Annotated in this window: 25 protein-coding genes and 1 pseudogene; 21 read left to right on the top strand and 5 right to left on the bottom strand. The window is 49.3% G+C overall.

Annotated elements, in window-relative coordinates:
* Positions 1 to 2: 2 nt before the first annotated feature.
* From A4G20_08800 to A4G20_08780, 5 genes are all read left to right on the top strand, one after another.
* The gene (locus tag A4G20_08800) at positions 3 to 680 is read left to right on the top strand and encodes a protein TolQ (GenBank protein QIW16427.1); all 678 of its coding nucleotides are present in this window, start codon (positions 3 to 5) and stop codon (positions 678 to 680) included.
* Positions 681 to 761: 81 nt separating this feature from the next.
* Entirely contained in the window at positions 762 to 1,205 is a 444-nt protein-coding gene (locus tag A4G20_08795; GenBank protein QIW16426.1) for a protein TolR, read from the top strand.
* A gap of 12 nt (positions 1,206 to 1,217) precedes the next feature.
* Positions 1,218 to 2,528, top strand: a complete 1,311-nt coding sequence (locus tag A4G20_08790) for a cell envelope integrity protein TolA (protein ID QIW16425.1) — start codon at positions 1,218 to 1,220, stop codon at positions 2,526 to 2,528.
* 35 nt (positions 2,529 to 2,563) lie between these two features.
* On the top strand, positions 2,564 to 3,847 hold the full coding sequence (locus tag A4G20_08785; GenBank protein QIW16424.1) for a Tol-Pal system beta propeller repeat protein TolB: 1,284 nt from the start codon (positions 2,564 to 2,566) through the stop codon (positions 3,845 to 3,847).
* 20 nt (positions 3,848 to 3,867) lie between these two features.
* On the top strand, positions 3,868 to 4,341 hold the full coding sequence (locus A4G20_08780; protein ID QIW16423.1) for a peptidoglycan-associated lipoprotein: 474 nt from the start codon (positions 3,868 to 3,870) through the stop codon (positions 4,339 to 4,341).
* 99 nt (positions 4,342 to 4,440) lie between these two features.
* Here the strand turns inward: A4G20_08780 and A4G20_08775 are convergent, their stop codons facing one another.
* Positions 4,441 to 4,971 carry a single-stranded DNA-binding protein gene (locus A4G20_08775; GenBank protein QIW16422.1) on the bottom strand — a complete coding sequence of 177 codons (531 nt, stop codon included), beginning with the start codon at positions 4,969 to 4,971 and terminating at the stop codon, positions 4,441 to 4,443.
* A 166-nt stretch (positions 4,972 to 5,137) separates the two neighbouring features.
* Here A4G20_08775 and A4G20_08770 point away from each other — a divergent pair, with 166 nt between their 5' ends.
* The 15 genes and pseudogenes from A4G20_08770 (at position 5,138) to relA (ending at position 21,608) form a co-directional block, all read left to right on the top strand.
* Positions 5,138 to 7,966 carry an excinuclease ABC subunit A gene (locus tag A4G20_08770; GenBank protein ID QIW16421.1) on the top strand — a complete coding sequence of 943 codons (2,829 nt, stop codon included), beginning with the start codon at positions 5,138 to 5,140 and terminating at the stop codon, positions 7,964 to 7,966.
* A gap of 80 nt (positions 7,967 to 8,046) precedes the next feature.
* On the top strand, positions 8,047 to 8,700 hold the full coding sequence (locus tag A4G20_08765) for a CDP-diacylglycerol--glycerol-3-phosphate 3-phosphatidyltransferase (GenBank protein QIW16420.1): 654 nt from the start codon (positions 8,047 to 8,049) through the stop codon (positions 8,698 to 8,700).
* A complete protein-coding gene (locus tag A4G20_08760; protein QIW16419.1) occupies positions 8,681 to 9,310 on the top strand; it encodes an acyltransferase in 630 nt (209 codons plus the stop codon). The genes A4G20_08765 and A4G20_08760 overlap by 20 nt, the downstream gene beginning before the upstream one ends.
* The gene (locus tag A4G20_08755) at positions 9,307 to 10,230 is read left to right on the top strand and encodes a phosphatidate cytidylyltransferase (GenBank protein ID QIW16418.1); all 924 of its coding nucleotides are present in this window, start codon (positions 9,307 to 9,309) and stop codon (positions 10,228 to 10,230) included. Before A4G20_08760 ends, A4G20_08755 begins: the two co-directional genes overlap by 4 nt.
* A gap of 47 nt (positions 10,231 to 10,277) precedes the next feature.
* Positions 10,278 to 10,931, top strand: coding sequence for a lipoprotein localization factor LolB (locus A4G20_08750; GenBank protein QIW16417.1), 654 nt, complete (start codon positions 10,278 to 10,280; stop codon positions 10,929 to 10,931).
* Positions 10,932 to 11,051: 120 nt separating this feature from the next.
* Complete coding sequence (locus A4G20_08745) at positions 11,052 to 11,930, top strand: 4-(cytidine 5'-diphospho)-2-C-methyl-D-erythritol kinase (protein QIW16416.1); 879 nt, start codon at positions 11,052 to 11,054, stop codon at positions 11,928 to 11,930.
* Between the two features lie 2 nt (positions 11,931 to 11,932).
* Positions 11,933 to 12,883 carry a ribose-phosphate pyrophosphokinase gene (locus A4G20_08740; GenBank protein ID QIW16415.1) on the top strand — a complete coding sequence of 317 codons (951 nt, stop codon included), beginning with the start codon at positions 11,933 to 11,935 and terminating at the stop codon, positions 12,881 to 12,883.
* A 127-nt stretch (positions 12,884 to 13,010) separates the two neighbouring features.
* Entirely contained in the window at positions 13,011 to 14,015 is a 1,005-nt protein-coding gene (locus A4G20_08735; GenBank protein ID QIW16414.1) for a dihydroorotate dehydrogenase (quinone), read from the top strand.
* A 269-nt stretch (positions 14,016 to 14,284) separates the two neighbouring features.
* Positions 14,285 to 15,295, top strand: coding sequence for a transcriptional repressor PurR (locus A4G20_08730; protein ID QIW16413.1), 1,011 nt, complete (start codon positions 14,285 to 14,287; stop codon positions 15,293 to 15,295).
* A gap of 6 nt (positions 15,296 to 15,301) precedes the next feature.
* Positions 15,302 to 15,910: an alpha-amylase gene (locus A4G20_08725; GenBank protein ID QIW16412.1), complete on the top strand. Its 609-nt coding sequence runs from the start codon at positions 15,302 to 15,304 to the stop codon at positions 15,908 to 15,910.
* Complete coding sequence (locus A4G20_08720; GenBank protein ID QIW16411.1) at positions 15,907 to 16,365, top strand: ribonuclease HI; 459 nt, start codon at positions 15,907 to 15,909, stop codon at positions 16,363 to 16,365. The genes A4G20_08725 and A4G20_08720 overlap by 4 nt, the downstream gene beginning before the upstream one ends.
* Positions 16,366 to 16,704: 339 nt before the next feature.
* A complete protein-coding gene (locus A4G20_08715) occupies positions 16,705 to 17,202 on the top strand; it encodes a colicin V synthesis protein (GenBank protein QIW16410.1) in 498 nt (165 codons plus the stop codon).
* 14 nt (positions 17,203 to 17,216) lie between these two features.
* Positions 17,217 to 18,734 carry an amidophosphoribosyltransferase gene (locus A4G20_08710; protein ID QIW16409.1) on the top strand — a complete coding sequence of 506 codons (1,518 nt, stop codon included), beginning with the start codon at positions 17,217 to 17,219 and terminating at the stop codon, positions 18,732 to 18,734.
* A 6-nt stretch (positions 18,735 to 18,740) separates the two neighbouring features.
* Positions 18,741 to 19,331: a 3-octaprenyl-4-hydroxybenzoate carboxy-lyase gene (locus tag A4G20_08705; GenBank protein QIW16408.1), complete on the top strand. Its 591-nt coding sequence runs from the start codon at positions 18,741 to 18,743 to the stop codon at positions 19,329 to 19,331.
* Between the two features lie 78 nt (positions 19,332 to 19,409).
* A pseudogene (relA, locus tag A4G20_08700) lies at positions 19,410 to 21,608 on the top strand (GTP diphosphokinase).
* Positions 21,609 to 21,795: 187 nt separating this feature from the next.
* Here relA and A4G20_08695 read toward each other — a convergent pair.
* A complete protein-coding gene (locus tag A4G20_08695; GenBank protein ID QIW16407.1) occupies positions 21,796 to 21,984 on the bottom strand; it encodes a hypothetical protein in 189 nt (62 codons plus the stop codon).
* 130 nt (positions 21,985 to 22,114) lie between these two features.
* Between A4G20_08695 and A4G20_08690 the strand changes: the two genes are divergently transcribed.
* A complete protein-coding gene (locus A4G20_08690) occupies positions 22,115 to 22,513 on the top strand; it encodes a transcriptional regulator (protein QIW16406.1) in 399 nt (132 codons plus the stop codon).
* Position 22,514: 1 nt separating this feature from the next.
* Here A4G20_08690 and A4G20_08685 read toward each other — a convergent pair whose 3' ends face one another.
* From A4G20_08685 to A4G20_08675, 3 genes are all read right to left on the bottom strand, one after another.
* Positions 22,515 to 23,549 carry a DNA polymerase III subunit delta gene (locus A4G20_08685; GenBank protein ID QIW16405.1) on the bottom strand — a complete coding sequence of 345 codons (1,035 nt, stop codon included), beginning with the start codon at positions 23,547 to 23,549 and terminating at the stop codon, positions 22,515 to 22,517.
* Position 23,550: 1 nt separating this feature from the next.
* Positions 23,551 to 24,051 (bottom strand): hypothetical protein, encoded by a 501-nt coding sequence (locus tag A4G20_08680; GenBank protein ID QIW16404.1) that lies wholly within the window; start codon positions 24,049 to 24,051, stop codon positions 23,551 to 23,553.
* A 278-nt stretch (positions 24,052 to 24,329) separates the two neighbouring features.
* Positions 24,330 to 26,915 carry a leucine--tRNA ligase gene (locus A4G20_08675; protein ID QIW16403.1) on the bottom strand — a complete coding sequence of 862 codons (2,586 nt, stop codon included), beginning with the start codon at positions 26,913 to 26,915 and terminating at the stop codon, positions 24,330 to 24,332.
* Positions 26,916 to 26,921: the final 6 nt, after the last annotated feature.

Genomic DNA, 26,921 nt, shown 5'->3' with positions numbered 1-26,921 from the left:
GAATGTCTCACGATTTAAACTTTCTTGAATTATTTATGCAAGCAAGTATTGTGGTTAAGATTGTTATTTTAATCCTAATCGCCTTTTCTGTGCTTTCTTGGGCGGTGATTATTTCCCGCAGCCGTGTGCTGACCCGAGCCAAGAAAGATGCCATGAATTTTGAAGATCGCTTCTGGTCAGGTGAAGACCTCAACCGCCTACATGAAGGCTTGGAAAACCGCCGTGATGCTTTGGGCGGCACCGAACAAATTTTCTATGTAGGTTTTAAGGAATTTACCCGCCTGCAACAAACCACCCAAGATCCTGAAGCCATCGTACAAGGCTCCAGCCGTGCCATGAACCTGGCCCTTAACCGTGAAGTTGAAGGCTTGGAAAGCTATGTGCCTTTCTTGGCAACCGTGGGATCTATCAGCCCTTATATCGGCTTATTCGGTACAGTTTGGGGGATCATGCACTCTTTCATGGGCTTAAGTGCCGTGAAACAGGCCACCCTTCAATCGGTTGCCCCGGGTATTGCTGAAGCCTTGGTTGCAACAGCCATCGGCTTGTTTGCTGCCATTCCAGCGGTGATGGCCTATAACCGTTTGAGCTTGCGTGTCAATAAATTAGAACAAAATTACGCCAACTTTATTGACGAATTTACCACGATTTTACATCGTCAAGCCTTTTCTAAGAAGTAGTCTCGGCAGCCGAGATTTGCAAGTTTTTCGCTAAAACCGACCGCTTGTCGGCAGGTTTTAGCTTTGAAATAAGAGGAAAATATGTCTTACCGCCGTAATCGAAAACGTAACGACATTAAATCTGAAATTAATATCGTCCCCTTCTTGGACGTGCTCTTGGTGCTCTTGCTGATTTTTATGGCAACCGCCCCAATTATCAGCCAAAGCGTGGAAGTGGACTTGCCAGACGATAAGCATAGCCAGTCTGTTTCCAATGAAGATCGCACGCCCGTGATTTTGCAGGTGGGCGGTGTTGGCCAATATAAGTTAAAAATTGATGGCAACTTTGTCCAAGCCAATAGCAGCGAAGAGCTAAATGAAGCTGAGGTGATTGCTCATGCAGGCGAGGCCTTCCAAAAGGATAATAACACCCTCTTTTTGGTGGCTGGTGGCAAGGATGTGCCTTATGAAGAAGTGATGAAGGGCATTACCTTGCTCAAGGATGCAGGGGTCAAAACCGTTGGCCTGATGACTGAAGGCAAATAGCAGGGAATTGATGTGAAATATCAAACGAGTAAGCTGGAACTTGCGATCATTATCTCGCTCTTGCTACACCTTTTGCTGGCAGTCCTGCTCTATTTCGCTTCACTGGCCACGCCAATGATGCAGGGCGCAGGTGGCAGTGGTGGCGACAGCGATGTGCTGGATGCGGTTATGGTTGATACTGGGCAGGTTGCGGCGGAATATGGCCGCTTGATTCAGGAAAAACAGGGCAATCCACCACCTAAGCAGGAGGAGCCGAAACCTGAGCCAGAACCAGAAGAAGCGCAAGAGAGCGAGCAAGAAGCCGCCATTGCTCTTCAAAAAGCCCAAGAGGCACAAAAATTAGCTGAACAAAAACGCCAAGAAGCCCTCAAAAAGCAGCAAGAAGAGCAGCGCAGACAGGAGCAAGAACGCCAGAAGCAAGAGCAGGTTCGCCAAGAACAGTTGAAAAAACAGCAGGCAGAAGAGGCCGCTCGTAAAAAAGCGGCTGAAGCTGCCCGCTTGAAGGCGGATGCAGAAGCCAAACGCCTAGAGGCTGCGGCCAAACAGGCGGAAGAAGAGAAAAAGGCCAAGGAAGCTCAAGCCAAGGCAGAGGCCCAGAAAAAGGCTGAGCAAGAAAGGCTAGAAGCAGAACGCAAGGCCCAGCAACAAAAAGCTGAACAAGCGGCCAAAGAACAGGCAGCTCGAGAGGCCAAGGCTAAGGCAGAAAAAGAAGCCAAAGAAAAGGCTGAGAGAGAGGCCAAGTTAAAGGCAGAGCGTGAAGCCAAAGCCAAGGCTGAAAAAGAGGCCAAAGAAAAAGCAGAAAGAGAAGCCAAGGCAAAAGCTGAGAGAGAGGCTAAAGCCAAAGCAGAAAAAGAAGCCAAAGAAAAGGCCGCTAAAGCCAAGGCAGAAGCAGACGCTAAGGCCAAGGCAGAGAAAGCCAGAAATCAACAGGCTCTCGATGATTTCTTAAGTGGCGGTAATGTCGGCGGTGGATCAAGCCGTGGCGGCAATGCTAACAGCAAAGGATCGGCAGGTTCTGGCGGTACTCAAGGTGTCGGCCAAGGCGGTGCAGATGGGGATGCTTATGGTCAGCGGATTAAACGCTTGATTCAATCTCGATACCGTGTTGATCCGAGCTTTGCAGGCAAACAATGTGCAGTGAAAATTTTCTTAGAGCGTGATGGTACGATTCGTAATTATCAGGTGATGAATGGTAGCAAGGATGTCTGCGATGCGGCAGTGGCTGCAATCGTGGCAACCAAAAAAGTGCCACCAGCACCTTCTGATGCGGTTTACTCACGTTTTAAATCGCCAGTATTAGACTTTAGCTTAAAAGTTAAATAATGGTTTATTATTCATCCTTTTCAAAGAGGTAAACAATGAAATTATTTTCTCGCTTGGCAGGTTTATTGGGGGCCTTAACCCTCTTTTCTGCCAGTGTCTCTGCTGAGTCAGATGTCCGTATTTCCATTGACCAAGGTGTCGATATGGCCCAGCCGATTGCAGTTGTGCCTTTCCGTGCCAATGGGGTATCAGCAGATGTAGCACAGATTATTTCTGACGATTTGCGAAATAGTGGCAAATTTAACCCGCTTGCAGCCAATAGAATGCCTGCTCAGCCTGGTTCAGCAGGCGAGGTCAATCCACAACAATGGACGGATATCGGCATCGACAACATTGTGGTTGGACAAGTTTCTCCAGCAGGTGGCGGTTATAATATTGCCTACCAATTGATTGATACCCTGGGTATTTCAGGGGCAGCAGGCAATGTGATTGCCCAAGGTTCTTTTAATGTACCAGCCGCCCAAATCCGTTTAGGGGCGCATACGGTCAGTGACCAGGTTTTTGAAAAATTGACTCAAATTCGTGGTGCCTTTAGAACCAAGATTGCCTATGTGGTACAACGTGGCGTGTCGGCCTATGAAATCCGTGTGTCAGACTACGATGGCCACAACGCCTTTACCGTGGTGAAAAGCAAGGAGCCTTTGATGTCGCCAACCTGGTCACCAGATGGCTCAAAACTGTCTTACACCACCTTTGAGAACAAAAAATCCCAGTTAGTGGTGCATGATTTGCGTTCAGGCTCTCGTAAGATCCTGTCTGCTGCCAAGGGCCACAACGGTGCACCAGCCTTCTCGCCAGACGGTTCTCGCATTGCCTTTGCTTCAAACAGAGATGGCGTGTTAAATATTTATGTTGTGGGCGTGGGTGGTGGAAACCCAAGCCAATTAACCAGCAACGCTGGCAATAATACCGAGCCAAGCTGGTCACCAGATGGCCGCACCATCTACTTTACCTCAGACAGAGGGGGCAGACCTGCGGTTTATCAAATGAGTTCAGCAGGCGGCGGGGCATCAGCAATCGGTGGTAGCGGCAGCTACAACCCGAAAGTGTCGGCTGATGGCAAATATCTAATTATGATTTCAGGTGATAGAGTGGTTAGACGTGACTTAGCTTCAGGTAGCACGGAAGTCCTAAGCTCCACGTTCTTAGACGAAAGTCCGAGCATTTCACCAAATGGCATCATGGTTATTTATAGCTCTACCAAAGGTGTGAGTAAAGTGCTACAATTAGTATCCGCAGATGGTCGCTTCAAAGCAAATCTGCCGGGAGCAGGTGGGCAATTTAAGTTTCCTGCTTGGTCACCATTCTTAACAAAATAATGTTTCCTTAGGAGCAACAAATGAAAAAATTCGCTAAAGTATTAATGGTTGCAGCACCTGCTTTCGTATTAGCAGCTTGCAGCAGCTCTGCTGACAACGCAGATGCCAACGCAAACGCTAATGCAAACGCTGCTGGCCAATTCGGCGGTATGTCTGTTCAAGACCTACAAACCCGTTACAACACTGTATACTTCGGTTTTGACAGCTACAATGTTGAAGGTGAGTACCAACAACTTTTAGATGCACACGCTGCATACTTAACTTCAGCAAACGGCAAAGTGACTGTTGAAGGTCACGCTGACGAACGTGGTACCCCAGAGTACAACATCGCCTTAGGCCAACGTCGTGCCAACGCAGTTGAAGGCTACTTAAACGCTAAAGGCGTTCAAGCAGGTCAAGTTTCAACTGTTTCATACGGTGAAGAAAAACCAGCTGTATTAGGTCACACAGAAGCTGACTACGCTAAAAACCGTCGTGCGGTCTTAGCCTACTAATTCATCTTTGAAGATGTCAAAACCTCGGCCTTGGTCGAGGTTTTTTATTGGTATTTGCCCAAAAGAAAACCCTGCTGGGCAGGGCTTTCGCTTTTTTCCTTAGAAAGGAATATCATCATCAAAATTATCTGCTGGCGGCGGAGCCGTTGGCTTGGCTGCTTGTGGTTGAGCAGCAGGTTGTGAGTAGCTATTGTTATTGCCATAGCTGTTGCCGCCACCGTAGCTGTTATTTTGCGGCGCAGGTGCAGAGTTGCCCCAGCCACCACCGTTACCGCCAAAATCCCCACCTTGAGAATTGCGGCTATCTAACATTTGTAGCACATCGCCCTGGATTTCAGTTGTGTAGCGATCTTGGCCATTTTGGTCCTGCCATTTACGGGTGCGGATACGGCCTTCCACATAAACCTTTGAACCCTTACGCAGGTACTGACCTGCCACTTCGGCCTGGCGGCGATAGAAAACAATTCTGTGCCATTCAGTAATTTCACGGCGTTCGCCGGTCATCTTGTCTGTCCAAGATTCGGAGGTGGCTACGCTAATATTGGCCACCGCTTCACCGTTTTGCATGGTACGCACTTCAGGATCGTTGCCCAAGTTGCCCACGATAATAACTTTATTTACACCTGCCATAGATTTTCCTCTTATCAATATAGTGTGTCTTAAGATGGCGGCTATTTTGCCTGAAAATAAAAAAAAAATCACGCTTTTAAACTGATTTTTTGTACAGTCTTATAAATTATGCGATAATGATCGAGAAATTAACTTAAATTGCTTTACTTTTGAGCGAGATTTGATTATGCAGTATATCGATATTCGTGGGGCCAGAACCCATAACCTGAAAAATATTAACCTCACCCTGCCACGTGACAAGCTGATTGTGATTACTGGCCTGTCTGGTTCGGGCAAGTCCTCACTTGCCTTCGACACCCTCTATGCCGAGGGTCAACGCCGTTATGTGGAATCGCTGTCTGCCTATGCTCGCCAGTTCTTATCCCTGATGGAAAAGCCGGATGTGGATCACATCGAGGGCCTGTCGCCGGCCATTTCTATTGAGCAAAAATCCACCTCCCACAACCCTCGTTCTACGGTGGGTACCATTACCGAAATCCACGACTATCTGCGTTTACTCTTTGCTCGTGTGGGGGAGCCACGCTGCCCTGATCACGATGTACCTCTCCAAGCCCAAACCATTTCACAGATGGTGGACAGGGTGCTGGAAGAGCCTGAGGGCAAACGGCTGATGTTGTTAGCCCCAGTTGTTAAGGAACGCAAGGGTGAACATACCAAATTACTGGAAAATCTGACTGCCCAAGGCTATATTCGGGCCAGAATTGACGGTGAAATTTGTGACCTGTCCGATCCACCAAAATTAGAGCTACAGAAAAAACACACCATTGAAGTAGTGATTGACCGCTTCAAGGTGCGGCCTGATATCAGCACCCGTTTGGCTGAATCCTTTGAAACTGCCTTAGAACTGTCAGGTTCCACCGCTATTATTGCTGATATGGACGACCCGAAAGCAGAAGAACTGGTCTTTTCCTCCAGCTTTGCCTGCCCGCATTGTGGTTGTTCTTTAACCGAATTAGAACCCCGCCTCTTCTCCTTTAATAACCCAGCAGGGGCTTGTCCAACCTGTGATGGCTTGGGGATTCAGCAGTATTTTGACGAGAAAAAGGTGGTGCAAAATGGTGAGGTATCGCTGGCCAGCGGAGCTATTAAGGGCTGGGACAGACGTAGCCTCTACTATTTCGGCCTGCTAAAATCCCTGGCTCGCCACTATGATTTCGACATTGAAAAGCCCTTTAATGAATTGCCCAAGAAGATCCGTGACATTATCCTCAACGGATCTAAGGACGAAATTGAATTTCACTATGTGAATGATCGGGGTGATACGGTCAAACGCACCCACACCTTTGAAGGCGTGCTCAACAATATGGCCCGCCGCTACAAGGAAACCGAATCTAATTCTGTGCGGGAAGACTTGGCCAAATACATCAACAACCGCCCTTGCACCGACTGCTGCGGCTCCCGCCTACGGCGTGAAGCCCGTTATGTCTTTATCGACAAAACCAACCTGCCAGCCGTATCGGAAAAGAGCATTGGCGAAGCCCTAACCTTCTTTGAAGAACTGGCCTTAACCGGCCAGCGGGCCACCATTGCCGAAAAAATCCTCAAGGAGATTCGGGAACGGCTTTCCTTCCTGGTTAATGTGGGGCTGAATTACCTTTCCCTTTCTCGTTCAGCCGAAACCCTTTCAGGCGGCGAAGCCCAACGGATTCGCTTGGCCAGTCAGATTGGGGCTGGCTTAGTGGGGGTTATGTATGTACTAGATGAGCCTTCAATCGGCCTGCACCAGCGGGACAATGAACGCCTGCTTAACACCCTCTTACATTTGCGAAACCTGGGTAATACGGTGATTGTGGTTGAGCATGATGAAGATGCCATTATGGCTGCCGATCATATTATCGACATCGGCCCGGGAGCAGGCGTACACGGCGGCAGCGTGATTGCCCAAGGCACGGCCCAAGAAATCATGGATAATCCAGCCTCCATTACCGGCAAATTCCTGTCAGGCAAGGAAAAGATTGAAGTGCCCAAATCTCGCACGCCTCGTGATCCAGCACGCATTTTAAGCCTCTATGGGGCCTGCGGTAATAACCTGAAAAATGTCGATCTGCATATTCCAGTTGGGCTTTTGACCTGCATTACAGGCGTATCGGGCTCGGGCAAATCTACCCTAATTAACGACACCCTCTTCCCGCTGGCCCAAAATGCCCTCAACCGGGCAGAAAATACCGATGTTGCTCCTTATAAGAACATTGAGGGCCTGGCTCATTTTGATAAGGTTATCGACATCGACCAAAGCCCAATCGGCCGGACACCACGTTCCAACCCAGCCACCTACACCGGCCTCTTCACGCCGATTCGTGAACTCTTTGCCGGCGTGCCTGAATCCCGGGCTCGTGGCTACAATGTAGGACGCTTTAGCTTTAACGTGCGGGGTGGCCGCTGCGAGGCCTGTCAGGGCGATGGCGTGTTGAAAGTAGAAATGCACTTCCTGCCTGATGTTTACGTGCCTTGCGACCAGTGTAAGGGCAAACGCTACAACCGTGAAACCCTGGAAATCCGCTACAAGGGCAAGAGCATTCATCAAGTGCTGGATATGACCGTGGAAGAGGCTCGGGAATTTTTCGATGCCGTGCCCATGATTGCCCGTAAGCTACAAACCCTGATGGATGTGGGGCTTTCCTATATTCGCCTAGGTCAATCCTCCACTACCCTTTCAGGCGGGGAGGCCCAGCGGGTCAAGCTGGCAACCGAACTCTCCAAGCGGGATACGGGCAAGACCCTCTATATCCTTGATGAGCCAACCACCGGCCTGCACTTTGCCGACATCAAGCAGCTCTTAACCGTGCTTCATAGATTGCGGGATCAGGGCAATACCATTGTGGTGATTGAGCATAATTTAGATGTGATCAAAACCGCCGACTGGATTGTCGATTTAGGCCCAGAGGGGGGTAGCGGCGGTGGCCAGATTATCGCTCAAGGCAGGCCTGAAGAGGTGGCTAAGGACAAAAAATCCCATACGGCCAGGTTCTTAAAGGCTATTTTAGCCAAGAAATAGGGATGCAAGCGGGGCAAAATAGCGGAAATTTTGCAAAATTCTGCTAAACTTGTCCCGCTTGTTCTCTCAATGAGGTACCTATGTCTGAATCTGAAAACCGTCGTCCGCTGACCTCCCGTGATAATAAAGTCTTGGCAGGCTTTGCGGCGTGGCTGGCTAAACAGCCCTTCCCAACCCCCAATCAAATTTCCTGCCTTAGTGTGGTCTTTGCTCTTTTAGGTTCGGCTGCCTTGTTTTATAGCCAGTCCCTTTTTGCCCTGATTTTTTGTGCCCTGATGGTTCAGCTGCGCTTGCTCTGCAATCTCTTTGATGGCATGGTGGCGGTGGAAGGCGGTAAGAAAACGGCCAATGGGGCGATTTTTAATGAATTTCCCGACAGGATTGCCGACAGCTTCTTTTTAATTGCCTTGGGCTATGCCACAGGCCTAGATTGGCTGGGTTGGCTGGCTGCACTCTTGGCGGCCTTGACGGCCTATATTCGGGTTTTTGGCGGATCTTTAGGCTTTAGCCAAAGTTTTATGGGGCCCATGGCCAAGCAGCAAAGAATGGCGGTGGTAACCGCTTCCTGCTTGCTGACAGCCCTTGAGCAGGCCTTCTTTCAAAGCCAACATCTGCTTGTCGCAGGCCTGATTGTCATCACCTTGGGTTCGGCTTATACCTGTGTAACCCGCACTCAAGACCTTATGCAAAAACTCGCACGCTCGGAGGCTCGCGATGAAGATGCTGATCGCTAAACTGATTGACCACCTTATCTGTTTTTTCACTGCCTTTATCACGGGTGTTCGGCCACAAAATTTGCCTGAAAACAGCCAGCCCACCGTCTATTATGCCAACCACAACAGCCACGGCGACTTTATTTTGGTTTGGATCTCCCTGCCCCAAGAACAGCGTATGCAGACCCGGCCTGTGGCAGGAGCAGATTACTGGAACAAGGGCAAACTGCGGCCCTTTATTGCCAACTCGGTCTTTAATGTGCTTTTGATTGAACGTAATAGCGATGACCCCAAAAAGGCCATTGAATGCATGGCAGAACAGCTAGAGCAGGGCAAGCACCTCATCATCTTCCCTGAAGGCACCCGCAATTTAAGCGAAGAGCGCCTACAGCCCTTTAAGAGCGGGCTTTACCATCTGGCCTGTCAGCGGCCCGATACCCAATTTGTGCCGGTTTGGATTGAAAACATGAACCATGTTCTGCCCAAGGGGGCCTTTTTGCCTGTGCCGCTTATGTGCCAGGTTAAGATTGGCGAGCCTGTTTGTCTGGCAGAACAGGAAGGCAAGGAAGCCTTCCTTGCCCGCACCCGCCAAGCCCTGCTGGATCTTGCCCCCAATAAGGAGACCCTATGACCGTTAGCCACATTTTTATCAGCTTTTTTGCCATCTTAATTGTCGCCAGCCTGATTGGCTACCTCCTCAAGCAGCGCAAGGGCAACACCAGTGTGATAGAAAACCTCAACGCCCGCATTTATGCCTGGTGGATCATGCTTTTCGTCCTGCTCTTTGCCTCGGTTTTTGGCAGCACAGGCACCATCATTCTCTACTTCCTGATTTCCTTTGCCGGCCTGCGGGAATTTATGACCCTGGTCTATCACGACCGCCACGACTACAAGGCCCTGGTGGTCTGCTTCTATTTCCTCCTGCCCCTGCAATACTATTTTGTTTATACCGAATGGTACGGTATGTTTTCCATTTTTATCCCAGTGTATGGCTTCTTGCTCCTGCCTATTGTGGCAAGCTTAAGTGGCAAAACCCAGGATTTTCTGGAGCGTGCGGCCAAGATCCAATGGGCGGTGATGATCAGCATTTTCTGCATCTCCCACGTTCCTGCCCTCCTAACCCTCAATGTAGAAGGCTTTGACAAGGCACAAAATATCCAGCTCCTTATCTTCCTCGTTGCCATCGTGCAGGTCAGCGATGTGTTGCAATATATCTGGGGCAAATTGCTGGGCAAACGCAAGATTATGCCAAGCCTCTCGCCGTCAAAAACCGTGGCTGGCACAGTAGGCGGCATTGCCTCAGCCACCCTGATTGCTGTGCTATTAGCACCCATTACGCCTTTTACGGCCTTACAGGCTGGCCTTATTGGCTTTGTGATTTGCCTGATGGGCTTTTTCGGCGGGCTGGTGATGTCGGCCATTAAGCGGGATTACGGGGTCAAGGACTGGGGCCGTATGATCAAGGGCCACGGCGGCATGTTAGACAGGGTGGACTCCATCTGCTTCTCCGCCCCAATTTTCTTCCACATTGTGCGGTATTTTTGGGCCTAGGTGGGCAGGTTTGCAAATTTTTGCTAAAATCCCCCCGCTTGTAACCTATGAGAACTCTTATGAATTTTAAAAGTATCAGTAAATTATCCCTTTTAGGCGGCTTGCTTATCTTGGCGGGCTGTCAATCAATCTTGGACGAAAACACCCAGGTCAGCCAGCCTCAGGTGCAGATCCCACACAACGATCCTCAATGGCAAAACCACTTAAAGCAGCTTGAACAGATCAAACGCTACAGCGCCCGTGGCCAGTTTGGCTATATTTCCAAAGAACCTAAAGAGCGTTTTTCCTCCAATTTTGATTGGAGCTACCAGTCTGCCAATCAGTTTGGCTTGGAATTTACCTCCAACTTGTCCAGTAAATCCCTCAAATTACAACGCACGGCCCGTGGCCTAACGGTGTCAGACAACAAGGGCAATTCCCGCACCGAAGCGGACATCAACAGCCTGATGGAAGAAATTGTCGGCCTGGCCTTTCCTATCGATCAGTTCGGTGATTGGCTCAAAGGTTTGCCGAAAAATAACGATCAATATATCGTGAACGAGCAACGCCAGCTGGCCCAATTTACCTACCCCATTAACGGCCAACTCTGGCAGGCCACCTATGTGGAATATCATGCAGGCCAACCTGCTTTGCCCAAGCTAATTCAACTAGAAAACGGCAACCAAACCCTGAAAATTCGGGTGGATGAGTGGAAGTATTAAAATAAGCTCCCCTATGAAAGATACCTCTGATGGCGCAAGCGTCCACGCTTGTGCCTTTGTATAGCTATATCAGCACCAGCCTGGAGGCTGGCGCTATCAGAGATATAAATGGAAAATGAAATGAATACCCTTTTAAACCAACCCCTAACCCTCCCCAGCCCGGCCAAGCTCAATCTCTTTCTCTACATCAACGGCAAGCGGGCGGACGGCTACCACGAATTGCAAACCCTCTTTCAATTTTTGGATTTTGGCGATGAGATCGAATTAACTTCCACTGAAAACGGGCAGATCGAACTGCTTAACCAGCTTGAAGGTGTAAAAGCCGAAGATAACCTCATCTATCGGGCTGCAAAATTATTACAAAATCATACCGCTTGTAAGCTGGGGGCGAAAATTGCTATTACTAAACGCCTGCCCATGGGGGGGGGTGTGGGCGGTGGATCGTCCAATGCAGCGACGGTATTGGTCGGCTTAAATCATCTCTGGCAAACAGGGCTTAGCCTGGAAGCGCTTGCTGATTTAGGCTTGCAACTTGGGGCGGATGTGCCGATTTTTGTGCGAGGCCAAGCTGCCTTTGCTGAAGGCGTGGGCGAGAAATTGACCCCTTGCCAGCCGCCTGAAAAATGGTTTGTGGTGCTCAAGCCTGAAGTGGCCATTTCCACGGCAGCCATCTTTCAACACCCAGATCTGCCCCGTAACAGCCCCAAAGCTGATCTGGATCAACTCATGTGCGATCCCTTCGCAAACGATTGCGAAAAAATCGTCAGAAAACTTTATCCAGAGGTTGAAGATCTTATCTGTTGGTTGCTACAATATGCACCTGCACGGCTGACGGGCACGGGTGCCTGTGTCTTTGCCGAATTTGATGATCAAGCAGCTGCCCAAGCTGTTTTTGCACAAAAACCAAGCCATCTTGCCGGTTTTGTTGCCCAAGGGCAGAATATTTCGCCCCTACATCAATGCTTAAACCTAATTCCTAATCAAACTGAGGTCCTCTAACCATGCCTGATATTAAACTCTTCGCAGGAAACGCCACCCCTGAACTCGCAAAACGAATTGCAGAACGCCTTTACATCTCACTCGGTGATGCGACAGTCGGTCGTTTTAGCGATGGTGAGATCCAAGTACAGATCAACGAAAATGTACGTGGCGGAGATATTTTTATTGTGCAATCCACCTGCGCACCAACCAACGACAACCTAATGGAATTGATCGTTATCGTTGATGCCCTACGCCGTGCCTCAGCAGGCCGTATTACTGCCGTCATCCCTTACTTTGGCTATGCCCGCCAAGACCGCCGTGTGCGTTCTGCCCGTGTGCCAATCACGGCCAAAGTGGTGGCCGACTTCCTCTCCAGCGTGGGTGTGGATCGTGTTTTAACCTGCGATCTTCACGCCGAGCAGATCCAAGGCTTCTTTGATGTGCCAGTGGACAACGTCTTTGGTTCGCCTGTCTTAATTGATGATATCTTAAAGAAAACTGACCTGGTGAACCCAATCGTTGTCTCGCCAGACATCGGTGGTGTGGTGCGTGCCCGTGCCATTGCTAAATTGCTTAACGACAGCGATATGGCCATTATCGACAAACGCCGCCCGAAAGCCAATGTGGCCCAAGTGATGCACATTATCGGTGATGTGGCTGATCGTGACTGTATCTTGGTGGACGATATGATCGACACAGGCGGCACCTTGGTGAAAGCAGCCGAAGCCCTTAAAGAACGTGGTGCCCGCCGAGTATTCGCCTATGCTACCCACGCCGTATTCTCTGGCACTGCCGCCAAGAACTTGGCCAATGCAGCCTTGGATGAAGTGATCGTGACCGATACCATCCCACTTTCTGCTGAAATCCGCGCCCTTAACAAGGTGCGTGTGCTGACCCTATCAGGCATGCTGTCGGAAGCCATCCGCCGTATCAGCAATGAAGAGTCCATCTCTGCCATGTTCAGCGATTAATGTTATAGGCCCCGAAAGGGGCTTTTTTGTATCGGATTTTGATGGCGCCAGCCTCCAGGCTGGTGCCTTATAATATTAAGCACCAGCCTGGAGGCTGGCGCTATCATGAATTTAACGACAGCAAAAAATGTATTCTCTCATCAAACAATTCCTCTTTGCCATGGACGCCGAAAACGCCCATCAGTTTTCCATTCAAGCCCTGAGACATGCGGGCAAACTTCCGCTTCATTTTGCAAATTTGCCCGACAATCCTGTGCAAGTGATGGGCTTGACCTTTAAAAACCCTATCGGCCTGGCCGCAGGGGCAGACAAAAATGGCGAGGCCATTGATGGTTTTGCCAAATTAGGTTTTGGCTTTATTGAGGTCGGCACCGTGACCCCGCTGGCCCAAGATGGCAACCCCCGCCCTCGTCAGTTTCGCCTCTTGGAGGCCGAGGGCATTATCAACCGCAATGGCTTTAATAACCTGGGCGTGGATGTGCTGGTTGAGAACGTCAAAAGGGCAAAATATGATGGCATTTTAGGCATCAATATCGGTAAGAATGCCGTGACGCCGATTGAAAATAGCCTGGATGATTATTTGATTTGCCTGCGTAAGGTCTATGAGCATGCCTCTTATGTTACGGTTAATATTTCCTCGCCCAACACCAAGAACCTGCGCTCCCTCCAATATGGCGAGGCCTTGGACGACCTGCTCCAATCCCTCAAGGCCGAGCAGGCCAGACTTTTGCAGAAATTTGGCAGTTACAAACCGCTGGTGCTTAAAATTGCCCCTGATCTTAGCCCTGAAGAGATTGCCTCGGTGGCTGATAGTTTGGTAAGACATCAGATTGACGGGGTGATTGCCGGGAATACCACCCTTTCCCGAGAGCCAGTCCAGGGGATGAAATATGCAGAAGAGCAAGGGGGCTTAAGTGGCAAACCGCTCAATGCACTTAGCACTCGGGTGATTAAGGCCTTAGCCCAGGAATTGCAGGGCAGGGTGCCCATTATTGGCAGCGGGGGGATCCATTCGGTGCAATCAGGCCAGGAAAAAATAGATGCAGGGGCAAGTCTCTTGCAGCTTTATTCGGCCATGGTCTATCAGGGGCCCAAATTGATTGCGGATTTGGTTAAAGGCATTCGCCTTTAAGAAAAACAAAGCCCAGTTTCCACTGGGCTTTTGTCTGTGTGCAGTTTAGAAAATATTGTAAGCAAACGCCACAATCATTCCCAATGCACCAGCAACCGTTAGCATAGCATAACCAAAAGTACCCATAGTGTAATCCTCTTAATGTGTGAATAAAACATAGCTATTCTAAAAGGATTGGCTCAAAAAGCAATGCAAGCGGGGCATTTTTTGAGAATTTTTGCAAAAGTTTCGCTATAATAGACGCCGTTTTTTCTTGATAAGGGGCAGATATGGCAACCATTAAAGATGTCGCCAAACTCGCAGGGGTTTCCACCACCACGGTTTCCCATGTGATCAACAAAACCCGCTTCGTGGCCGAAGACACCACCAAGGCGGTTTGGGAAGCGGTGCAGGCCTTAAATTATTCTCCCAGTGCCGTGGCCAGAAGCCTGAAAATTAATACTACCAAATCCATTGGCATGATTGTGACCACCAGCGAAGCGCCGTTTTTTGCGGAAGTGATTTTAGCCGCCGAGGAGTTTTGCTATCGCCAGGGTTATTCGCTTTTTTTATGCAACACGCAAAATGAAGAAGACAAGATCCAAAACCATTTGGATATGTTGATTAAAAAGCGGGTGGATGGGATTTTGGTTATGTGTTCGGAATATACCCGCAATTCCTTGGAACTCTTTAACGGCACCAACGTGCCCATGGTGGTCATGGATTGGGGTAAGAGTGACGGCAAGAGCGACCGTATTTTAGACAACAGCTACGCAGGTGGCCAGTTGGCGGCCCGCTATTTGATGGACAATGGCCACCGTGATATTGCAGTGATTGCGGGCAACCTGGAAAAAACCACGGTTAAAACCCGCTTTGATGGCTTTGTCGATGCCCTACAAGAGGCGGGCTTGAGCCTTAAAGCAGACTGGATCTGTGAGGGTGACTTCGAGCCAGAGGGCGGCTTTGAGTGCATGAACAACCTGCTCAAGCAAGACAGCCTGCCGACAGCCGTATTTTGCTTTAATGATGTGATGGCCCTGGGTGCCATTTCTGCCATCAATGCCAAGGGCTTGAGTGTGCCGCAGGATATTTCGGTTATGGGCTATGATAACATTCACAGCTCCCGCTTTTATGCCCCGGCTCTAACCACGGTGCATCAATCTAAATCCCGCTTGGCGGTCAAGGCCTTAGAGGTCTTGTTGGAGCGGATTCAAAACCAAGAAAATGCAGAGGCACCAAGAAGCCTAGAATTTTTCCCTGAACTGGTGGTGCGCCACTCAGTACGCAATTTAAAAGGATAAGAGAGCATGGAAATCCTAATTGAATTTTTTAGCAGCTATGGCTACTGGGCCGTCTTTTTGGTTTTATTAGCCTGTGGTTTCGGCCTGCCCATTCCTGAAGATGTGACCTTGGTGTCAGGCGGCGTGATTGCCGGCCTGGGCTATGCCAACGTGCATTGGATGTTGGTGGTCAGTATGATTGGTGTGCTGGTTGGTGACAGTATTATGTACTGGCTGGGGCGGATTTATGGAGAAAAAATCCTCCAATTCCGTTTAATCCGCAAGATTGTCACGCCTGAACGCTTTGACTACATCCAAGGCCAGTTTGAAAAGAACGGTAACCGTGTTCTCTTTACCGCCCGCTTCCTGCCAGGCTTGCGTGCAGCGGTTTATATGGTCTCAGGCATTACCCGCCGTGTTAGCTACACCCGCTTTGTGCTGGTGGACTTCTTTGCCGCCATCATTTCGGTGCCAATTTGGGTTTATTTAGGCGATTTTGGTGCTTCAAACCTAGACTGGCTCCACCGTCAGCTTAAACACGGCCAACATATTATTTTTGCCCTCCTAGCTGTCTTGGCCATTTTCCTCATTTGGAAGTGGAAGCGTGCTAAAAAGGCTAAGCAAGCGGTCAAATGAAGCTAGTTGAGATTTTTACTGACGGCTCTTGCCTAGGCAACCCAGGCAAGGGCGGGATTGGCATTTTGCTGCGTTATAAGGGCCTGGAAAAAACCAAGAGCCAGGGTTATTTCCAAACCACCAATAACCGCATGGAACTGCGGGCGGTGATTGAGGCCTTAAATATGCTCAAAGAGCCTTGCCAGGTCAGGCTCCACAGCGACAGCCAGTATATGCAAAACGGCATTCAGAAGTGGATCTTCAACTGGCGGAAAAATAACTGGAAGACGGCCAACAAACAGCCCGTCAAAAACCAAGATTTATGGATAGCCCTAGATGAGGCCATCAGCCGCCATCAGGTAGAATGGACTTGGGTCAAGGGTCATTCAGGCCATCGTGAAAATGAGTTGTGCGATGAGCTGGCCAAGGCGGGGGCCAATAATCCTACTTTGGATGATGTGGGGTATGAAAAGTAGCTCGTAACCCCCTCCCCCGCTTGCGGGGGAGGGCGGGGGTGGGGGATTGAGCGAAGCTCAAGATAAAAGCGGAGCAAAAATCCTAAAATTTTGCAAAATTTGCTTAATTTAATACTGCTTGTTGCCTTAGGGCAACTCCCCCCTCCCTAACCCTCCCCAGTAAACGGGGGAGGGGATTTTCTTTTGAAGATAGCCTTTCTGGTTATCGCACATACAAGCGGCCAAGATTTGCAACTTTTTTGCAAAATTCAACCGCTTGTTGTTTTTTAGGCATGTTTAGCACTACGCAAACGTTTTCTTTTTTGTAAAATACACAGGCTTTTGCCTTTTGAGGTTTTTATGATTGATTATATCATTCTCGGCATTATCGTTTTTTCTGTTTTGGTTAGCCTTTGGCGTGGTTTTGTGCGTGAGGTCATGTCCTTGGTGGGCTGGGTGGCGGCCTTTTTGATTGCTAACGCCTTCTATCCTTATCTGAGCGGCTACCTGACCCAAATCAACTCGGCCTACCTGCAAAATGAATATATCCGCAACGCCATTGCAGCGGGCATTCTCTTTATTGCGGTGCTGATTGTGGCAGGCATTATCAATGCCTTAATTGGGCAGTTGGTGGACAAAACCGGCCTAAGTGGCACAGACCGTGTGCTGGGTGCAGCCTTTGGTGGCCTGCGTGGCGTGCTGATTGTGGCCGCAGCCCTGTTTTTCTTCGACAGCTTTACCCAGGCCAGCCAAAGCGAATGGTGGAAGGAATCGCAGCTGATTCCCCACTTTGATTTTATCGTCAAATGGTTTTTCGAGCAGCTTCAGGCAAACTCCAGTTTCCTAAATTCTAAATAGCAAAGAGGTTTTTTATGTGCGGCATTGTCGGCATTATTGGCAATTCGCCTGTTAATCAGGCGATTTTTGATGGTTTAACCCTATTACAACATCGGGGGCAAGATGCCGCAGGCATTGTGACCATAGACGCAGAAAATCGCTTCCGCCTGCGTAAGGCCAATGGCCTGGTCAGCGATGTCTTCCGCCAAGAGCATATGTTACGTTTGCAAGGCAATGTGGGCATCGGCCATGTTCGCTATCCAACTGCGGGCAGCTCCAGCGTATCGGAAGCCCAGCCCTTTTATGTGAACTCGCCTTACGGCCTGACCCTGGTGCATAACGGCAACCTGACCAACAGTGGGGAACTCAAAGCCCTCTTGTTTAACCTGGCCAAACGCCATGTTAATACCAATTCCGACTCCGAAGCCCTGCTCAACATCTTCGCCCACTATCTAGATCAATACCCAACCACCCCGCTAACCCCTGAAAACATTTTTGAAACCGTGCGTAAAACCAATGATGTTATCCGTGGGGCCTATGCCTGTATCGCTATGATCATCGGCCACGGCATGGTGGCCTTCCGAGATCCTTTCGGCATTCGTCCCCTGGTCTTGGGCAAGCGGGAAGTGGAGGGCAGAACCGAATATATGTTCGCCTCGGAAAGTGTGGCTCTAGATGTGGTCGGCTTTGACTTTGTGCGTGATGTTCTGCCGGGCGAAGCAGTTTACATCACCTTTGACGGCCAGCTCCATTCTGCCATTTGTGCTGATAAGCCTAAACTCAACCCTTGTATTTTTGAATATGTCTATTTTGCCCGCCCAGATTCCGTGATTGACGGCGTGTCGGTTTATGGGGCACGGGTTCACATGGGCAAATTCTTGGGTGAAAAAATCGCCCGTGACTGGGGCGATATTCTGGCCGACATTGATGTGGTTATCCCTGTGCCAGAAACCTCCAACGACATTGCCCTGCAAATCGCCAATATTCTCAATAAGCCTTACCGCCAGGGCTTTGTGAAAAACCGCTATGTGGCCCGCACCTTTATTATGCCTGGCCAGGCCCAGCGTAAGAGTTCGGTGCGCCGTAAACTCAACGCCATTTCGGCCGAATTTAAGGGTAAGAATGTGCTGCTGGTGGACGACTCCATCGTGCGGGGCACCACTTCTGAACAGATTGTGGATATGGCCCGCCATGCAGGGGCCAAAAAAGTCTATTTTGCTTCAGCTGCCCCTGAAATCCGCTACCCCAATGTCTATGGCATTGATATGCCAACCTGCCAAGAGCTGGTGGCCTATGATCGCACAGTGGAAGAAGTGGCTGACATGATTGGGGTGGATCGCTTAATCTTCCAAGATCTGAACGACCTCTTTAAATCTGTTCAAATTGAAAACCCGGCCATTCACAACTTTGATGCCTCGGTCTTTACGGGCGAGTACATCACAGGCGATGTGAGTGCTGAATATCTGGATGCCATTGCCAATGCCCGCAACGACAAGGCCAAGGCCAAACAGGCCCAGCAGGCCACCAATCTTGAAATTCATAATGAGCGTTAGGGCTTGATGGAGACTTGTAAAAAAACAGCCAAAACCGACCGCTTGATCGTGGCCATCACGGGCGCAAGCGGGGCGGTTTATGCCCTTCGCTTGCTAGAAGTGCTCAAGAGCACGGCGGTTGAAACTCATCTCATCATCAGCCAGGCCGCCAAGCAGACCATCACGGCCGAAACCGATTATTCGCTATCTGATGTCAGGGCCCTGGCGGATGTGGTGCACGATGTGCGGGATATTGGCGCAAGCATTTCATCAGGTTCCTTCCGCACCCTGGGCATGGTTGTCTTGCCTTGTTCGATGAAGACCTTATCGGGCATTGCCCACAGTTATACGGACGACCTCATTACCCGTGCAGCCGATGTGGTGCTGAAAGAACGCAAGCCCCTGGTCTTGTGCGTGCGGGAAACCCCCTTGCATTTGGGCCACCTACGCCTGATGACAATGGTTGCCGAAATTGGCGGCCAAATCGTCCCCTTAATGCCCGCCTTTTACCACCGCCCGCAAAGCATTGCGGACATTGTCGATCAGAGTGTTAATCGCTTGTTAGACCAGTTGGGCATTGCCTTGGAAGAGGATTTATTTGAACGCTGGGGCAGCTAATCAAATAGCAATTTCCTCCAAAAGGCGTATAATGCCCCATATTATTAAGGATTTTCTGCATATTTATTCGGAGGCATTATGGTCGCAATTCGCCGTGCACACCTACTCGACTCAAACGATTTTGAGTTAGCCAGCTGGAGTGCGACCCTGCAAATGTCGCCCATTACCTTTGAACAGCTCCTCATCGCCTGGCGTTATGCCCACGAAAAGCTCGACACCGAACAATACCCGCTTATGTGGTTTGGGGTCGAGATGGTGGAAATCCTCCACAGCCTCAACATGGATGACGACAGCCTGGTCGCCGCCCTCCTTTTCCCCCTCGTTAAGCACAATATTATCGATCTGGCCCAGGTGAAAGAAGACTTTAGCAATGAAGTCAAAAACTTGGTTAAGGGCGTGATCGAGATGGATAATATCCGCCAGCTCAGTTCAAATGGAGCGTCTGACCTGCAAATCGACAATATCCGCCGTATGCTCCTGGCCATGGTGGACGATTTCCGCTGCGTGGTTATCAAGCTGGCAGAAAGAATTGCTTACCTGCGGGACAAGGAACGGACTGAGGAAGATTTGGTCTTAGCTGCCAAGGAATGTTCGCATATTTATGCCCCCCTGGCCAACCGCCTGGGTATCGGCCAGCTCAAATGGGAGCTGGAAGACTACTGCTTCCGCGCCCTCCACCCCAACGAATACCGCCAAATCGCCAAGTACAACCTGCGGGAAAAACGCCTAGACCGTGAAAAATATATTGCAGATTTTGTCACCCATTTGACCGCTTGCTTGCAGGAGCAAATCTCTGATTTAGAGGTTTACGGCCGCCCAAAACACATTTACAGCATTTGGAAGAAAATGCAGAAGAAGAACCTGCGTTTTGAGCAGCTCTTCGACATTCGGGCAGTCAGGATTATTGTGCCAACTCTGCAAGACTGCTACACGGCCCTGGGCATTGTCCACACCCACTACAAGCACCTGCCTGAACACTTTGACGACTACATCGCCAACCCTAAGCCCAATGGCTACCAGTCCATCCACACCGTGGTGCTGGGCCGGGGGGACAAGGCCATTGAAGTGCAGATCCGTACCCGAAAAATGCACGATGATGCCGAATTAGGCGTGGCCGCCCACTGGAAATACAAGGAAGGGGCCGGGGCAGGCCGGGCAGGCTATGAAGAGAAAATCGTCTGGTTGCGTAAGCTCTTGGCCTGGCAGAATGATATTGCCGATTCGGGCGATGTGGTGGCCGAAATGCGTAGCCAGGTTTTTGACGACCGAGTTTACGTCTTTACCCCCAAGGGCGAGGTGATTGACCTGCCTAAAAATGCCACCCCGCTGGATTTTGCCTATGCTATTCACAGCGAAGTGGGCCACCGCTGCATTGGGGCCAAGGTAGCAGGCAGAATTGTACCCTTTACCTACCTTCTGCAAATGGGCGATCAGGTCGAAATCATCACCCAAAAGACCCCAAACCCAAGCCGGGACTGGCTCAACCCCAACACAGGCTTTGTCAATACCCCACGGGCCCGAGCCAAGATCATCGCCTGGTTTAAGAAGCTGGACAGGGACAAAAATATCCCCCTAGGAAAGGAAGCCCTGGAGGCCGAAATGGCCAAGTTTGGCTTCAACCTCAAGCAGATTGAGCAATACGCCCTGCCTCGCTACAACCTCAAGCAGCTAGACGATCTCTATGCGGCCATCGGCGGTGGGGATATTCGCCTCTACCAACTAAGCAACTACCTCCAGGGCAAACTGATCAAACCGACTGCCGAGCAGGAAGATGAGGCGGTGCTCAAGCACCTGGCCAACCGCCACCAGGCCCCGAAGAACCCTAAAAATGGCCATATTATCATTGAAGGGGTAGGCAACCTTATGCATAGCATCGCCCGCTGCTGCCAGCCTATTCCAGGCGATGAAATTGTGGGCTACATCACCCAGGGCCGGGGGATTTCTATCCACCGGGCCGACTGCGAACAGCTCTTTGAATTGCAAAGCATCAACCCCGAACGAGTGGTGGATGCCCAGTGGGGGGCTTCGTACTCCAAGGGCTTTAGCCTGACCATTCGGGTAATCGCCAACGACCGCAACGGCCTCCTGCGTGATGTCAGCGGCCTGATGGCCAATGAAAAGGTCAATGTACTCAGTATGTCCAGCCGCCTAGACCCAAAACGCAATTCAGCCATGATGGACATTGAGATCGAGCTGGTCAATATTGAGATGCTCAACAAGCTCCTAGCCCGCCTGCGCCAGTTAGATGATGTGGTGGAGGCTAAACGACTGGGGGATAGGCCTTTTTTAAAATGGTTGTTCTTAGCTGTGATGGTATCAGCTTTCAAGCTGGTGCCTTAAGCTCTTAATCAAAATGACACCAGCGAGGGCATTAGCACAATCGGGGAATTGATATGCTAAAGATAAAGAAACATGGTAGTACTTTGAATATATCGGTATATGAATACCGATATATTAATATATTTTATTGATGCCTTGCTGAATCTTGTATGAAAAATAAAATACCACCAATTACTCCAGCGCCAAACGAGTAATCAGGTAAAATAAAACTACAAATCCATGAGAATAGGCAAAAACCAAAAGCTGCTGCCCCGATAACAGGAATGAATATCCAAGAAACAAAGCTAATGACAACAGCAGTAAATGAAATCATAAAAATCTCCTTATAAAAAATTGAGCGATAAATTTTAGGTATGATATACTCTAGCCGTTTTATGTACCACAAACAAAAAATGAGAATTTCGCACTTATCGTGTTTTAAACTAACCAAAAAGTAGGTAATTATGGAAATTCATGAAAAAATCAGGGTTTTTAGAGAAATCTATCAATTATCCCAAGAAGATATGGCAGAGAAGATGGATATGTCTGCAAATGGATATGCCAAAATAGAGAGAGGTCAGACAAAGTTGAATGTAGAAAAGTTGCAACAGATCGCAAATATCTTTCAAATTGAACTAACAGATCTTATTAGTGATAAAAGTAAGCCTTCATTTTGGTTAATTGGGGATAATAGTAACAATTATAGTGCAAACTATATTGGTATAGAGCAAGAGTTTGTATTTGAAATGGAAAAGCTAAAGTTACAGCTTACCCATAAAGATGAAGTCATTACAAAACTCAATGAACAAATTAGTTCTTTAAGAGAAATCATCTCTTTGTTAAAAGGTAATCAGGAAGATTAAATTAGGCTAGAACAAACATTATCGATAACTTTTCTAAACCAACCCACACTTCTTCTTCGTTAAACTCCTGCTTCACTAAGCGTTCTAAATCTGCCAGCTTTTGAATAAGCTGGTAGAGCTTATGGTAGGTCAGTCTATTAATTGCTTGTTGATAGAGCCCCCGCCGGTTCTGCCAAACCTTCAAGCGGTCAAATTCAGCCCGTAAATTGCCAGCATAGAGAGGCTGGTGGCTGTTTAAAATCGGGTTAGGTGAGCGGGTGAGTTCTAGCAGCGTAATAAGCTCTTTTTGCAGGATACGCAGGAGCACCACAGTTTGCACTTCTTCAGCCCTGAGATGATTTAAGATCCGTTGGGCCCGGGCGGGCTTGCCTTCCAAAAGAGCATCAATCCATTGAAAAGGCGTAAATTGGGCCGATTGTTCCACCACCTCTTTAGCCCTTTGTAGCCCAATGGCTTCTTGGCTAAATTGCAGTTGCAACATCTGCATGGCCTGTTTAAGGGCCAGTAAATTGCCCTCGTAGCTATAGGCCAAGAGCTGAATGGCTTCCCGATCCAGATTAAGCTGCATGGCCTTGGCCCGGTGCTGGATCCAGTTGGGCAGTTTGGTCATATCTGGCGTTTGGCAGTTTATTTGTATCGTTTGAGCCTCAATCTGGGTGAGCCAGCCCTGCTTTTCTACCGCCTTGCTAAATTTAGGCAAGTGGAAGATAAAGAGCAGATCGGGGTGGATGAGGGCGGTCAGTTCTGCCAGCCATTTTTGTTGAGCCACCGTCAGGCTTTCAGGCAGGTTGAGAATCAGGATTTGACGGCTGAAAAAGAGCCCATTGGACTGGGCCTGTTCGATCAGATCTTCCCATTTGGTATCACTTGCTACCGTAACTTCAGATTTTTCATCGAAGTCCTGCTGGCGGGCAGCCTTGACAATAGCATCCTTGGCCTCATTAACCAAGAGCAGATCTTGGCCGGTGAGGAGGTAAAAGGGGGATAGCCCCCGTTCCAAATTGGGAGCCAAAGCTTCTGGGAAAATCCTTTGCATCTTATTTTGTTGTAGCCTTGTTAAGTGCAACCATCTTCACAATGAGCTGACGGGCAGCGTGTTCATACATATCCTGCATGATCATTTCACGTTCAGCCGATTTAGCTAGAGCTGCACGAGAGTCGTCAAAGAAGGTGCGGTGGATAGTCGCATCAATTGGGTATTGGCCCTTGTTGGGAATGGTTACAATGGCTTCCACTTTAACACTTAAGATTTTTTCCGCCTCACGGCCCTGTTTGAAAACAGAAGCCACTTTTGAATCGCTTGTGGTTGAGGTCAAACGTAAGACCGCTACATCGGCCTGCCTAGGAACCAGTTTTACGTTGTTGAGCAAAAGTTGGCTACGCATGGTGCGGGACATATCACTGTACTCATCGCTGCTTTCCAAGGTCAGGGTTTGCAGCTCTTGAGGCAGGAGTTGGTTGTTGGCGAAATGCCAGCCGCAGGCGGTCAGCAGGGTTGAAAGGAGTAGCACAAGGCTGAGGTTGAGTTTTTTTAGCATAGTATTAAGTCCTATGAATAAGCTAACTTCGCCGATCTGATCCCCCTCTTTAGCAAAGAGGGGTTAGGGGAGATTTGACAGAAGTTATTTTCAGAGTGAGAGGTTAAAGAGCCAAATACAAGCGGTTATAAATAGATAATAATTTGCAAAATGGCAGTGAGCTACCGTTTTCAAGTCTGCCAAATCTCCCCTAACCCCTCTTTGCTAAAGAGGGGAACCGATCGGCGAGTTGGCAAGATCTTTGCAAAAAAATGCTATCTTTGACCCGCTTGTAAGGCTTAGGCTTTCACCACCACATTCAACAACTTACCCTGCACATAGATCACTTTCACGATCTCTATGCCATCGGTAAATTTCTTCACATTTTCATCAGCAAAGGCAACGGCTTTCACAGTATCTTCATCAGCATCCGCAGCTACAGTCACCTTGCCACGCACCTTGCCATTTACCTGCACTACGATGAGTTTTTCATCTTCCACCATGGCCGCTTCATCGGCTTTCACCCATTCGGCGTTGTCAATGCTACTTTCATTGCCCAGTGCCTTCCACAACTCGAAACAGATGTGTGGGGTGATTGGGTAGAGCATGCGCACCACCGCAGACAAGGCTTCTGCCATTACGGCACGGTCTTGTTCGCCATCAAGTGGGGCTTTGGTCAGCTTGTTCATTAGTTCCATCACCGCGGCAATCGCTGTGTTGAAGGTTTGGCGGCGACCAATATCATCGCTCACTTTAGCAATGGTTTTATGCACATCACGGCGAAGGGCTTTCTGGTTTGCAGAAAGTTCGGCTGGATTAACCGCTTGTGTAGCTGGATTTTGCTGGTATTCATAGACCAAATTCCACACACGGCCCAAGAAACGTTTTGCCCCTTCCACGCCAGATTCTTGCCATTCAAGGGTCATTTCCGCAGGCGATGCAAACATCATAAATAGACGCACTGTGTCTGCCCCGTATTTTTCCACCATTTCTTGTGGGTCGATACCATTGTTTTTGGACTTGGACATCTTGGTCATACCGGTATGCACCAATTCACGACCTTCAGGGTCGGTGGCTTTGACAATCCGCCCTTTTTCATCACGCTCAAGGGTGACTTGCGTTGGGCTCACCCAAATCCGCTCGTTGGTTGGGCTGGTGTAGTAGAAGGCATCGGCTAACACCATACCTTGACAGAGCAATTTCTCTGCGGGTTCATCACTGGTCACAAAGCCTGCATCACGCAGTAATTTGTGGAAGAAACGGAAGTAGAGCAGGTGCATAGTAGCGTGCTCAATCCCACCGATATATTGATCCACAGGCAGCCAGTAATTGGCTTCGTCCTTGTCTAACATCCCTTCGGCAAAGGTTGGTGACGTATAACGAGCATAGTACCAAGACGATTCCATAAAGGTGTCGAAGGTGTCGGTTTCTTTGCTGGCTGGTTTGCCCTGATAGGTGGTTTTTGCCCAGTTTGGATCCGCCTTGATCGGGCTTTTCACCCCGTCCATCACCACATCTTCAGGCAGGATAATCGGCAAATCTTCCAGTGGAGCTGGTACGGTTTCGCCGTTTTCAAGCGTAATCATCGGGATCGGCGCCCCCCAGTAACGTTGGCGAGACACGCCCCAGTCACGCAGGCGGTAATTGACCTGACGTTTACCCACGCCAAGGCTTTCTAATTTATCGGCAATGCCCTTGAAAGCACCGTCAAAATCCAAGCCATTAAATTCGCCTGAATTGATAAGTTTGCCGTGTTCCACAAAGGCTTGTTTGTTTAAGTCGATTTCTTCGTCTGCAAGCGGTGCGATTACCTGCTTAATTTGCAAACCGTATTTTTGGGCGAACTCAAAGTCACGTTGGTCGTGGGCTGGCACCGCCATCACCGCCCCAGTGCCGTAGTGCATTAGCACAAAGTTGGCCACCCAAACTGGCACGCTTTCGCCTGTCAGTGGATGAATAGCGAACAAGCCCGTTGCCATCCCTTTCTTTTCCATTGTGGCAAGATCAGCTTCGGCAACTTTAGCGTTCTTCGCTTCCGCAATAAAGGCGGCTAATTCTGGATTATTTTCTGCGGCAAGGGTTGCCAATGGGTGAGCGGCAGCCACCGCCACATAACTTACGCCGTAGAAAGTGTCTGGGCGAGTGGTGTAAACCGCTAATTTTTGGTCGGTGTCCTTGATGTCGAAGGTGATTTCCACCCCTTCAGAACGGCCGATCCAGTTGCGTTGCATGGTTTTGACCATATCAGGCCATTGCGGCAAGGTATCCAATCCGCCTAAAAGTTGTTCGGCATAATCGGTGATCTTGATAAACCACTGTGGAATTTCTTTTTGCTCCACAGGGGTGTCGCAACGCCAGCAGCAGCCTTCGTGCACTTGCTCGTTGGCGAGTACGGTTTCATCGTTCGGACACCAGTTTACGGTGGAAGTCTTTTTATAGACTAAACCTTTTTTGTAGAGCTCAGTGAAGAACCATTGTTCCCACTTGTAGTATTCTGGGCGGCAGGTGGCGATTTCTCTGTCCCAGTCGTAACCAAAGCCCAACATTTTGAGCTGGTTTTTCATATATTCAATGTTTTCGTAGGTCCACTTGGCAGGTGCGGTCTTGTTCTTAATCGCCGCCCCTTCTGCTGGCAAACCGAAAGCGTCCCAACCGATAGGTTGAAGCACGTTTTTGCCGTTCATCCGTTGGTAGCGAGACACCACATCACCGATGGTGTAGTTACGCACGTGCCCCATATGCAGGCGGCCTGACGGGTAAGGGAACATAGACAAGCAGTAATATTTCTCACGAGTTTCGTCTTTAATGGCTTTGAAAACCTTGTTTTCAGCCCAGTATTGTTGAACGGCAGGTTCAATCATATCGGGGCGGTATTGTTGTTGCATCATATC

The organism is Pasteurellaceae bacterium RH1A, assembly GCA_012221805.1.
In the GTDB taxonomy this organism is placed as follows: Bacteria; Pseudomonadota; Gammaproteobacteria; order Enterobacterales; family Pasteurellaceae; genus RH1A.
The sequence above is the reverse complement of the archived record's forward strand: the minus strand, read 5'-3'. Positions and strand labels throughout refer to the sequence as shown.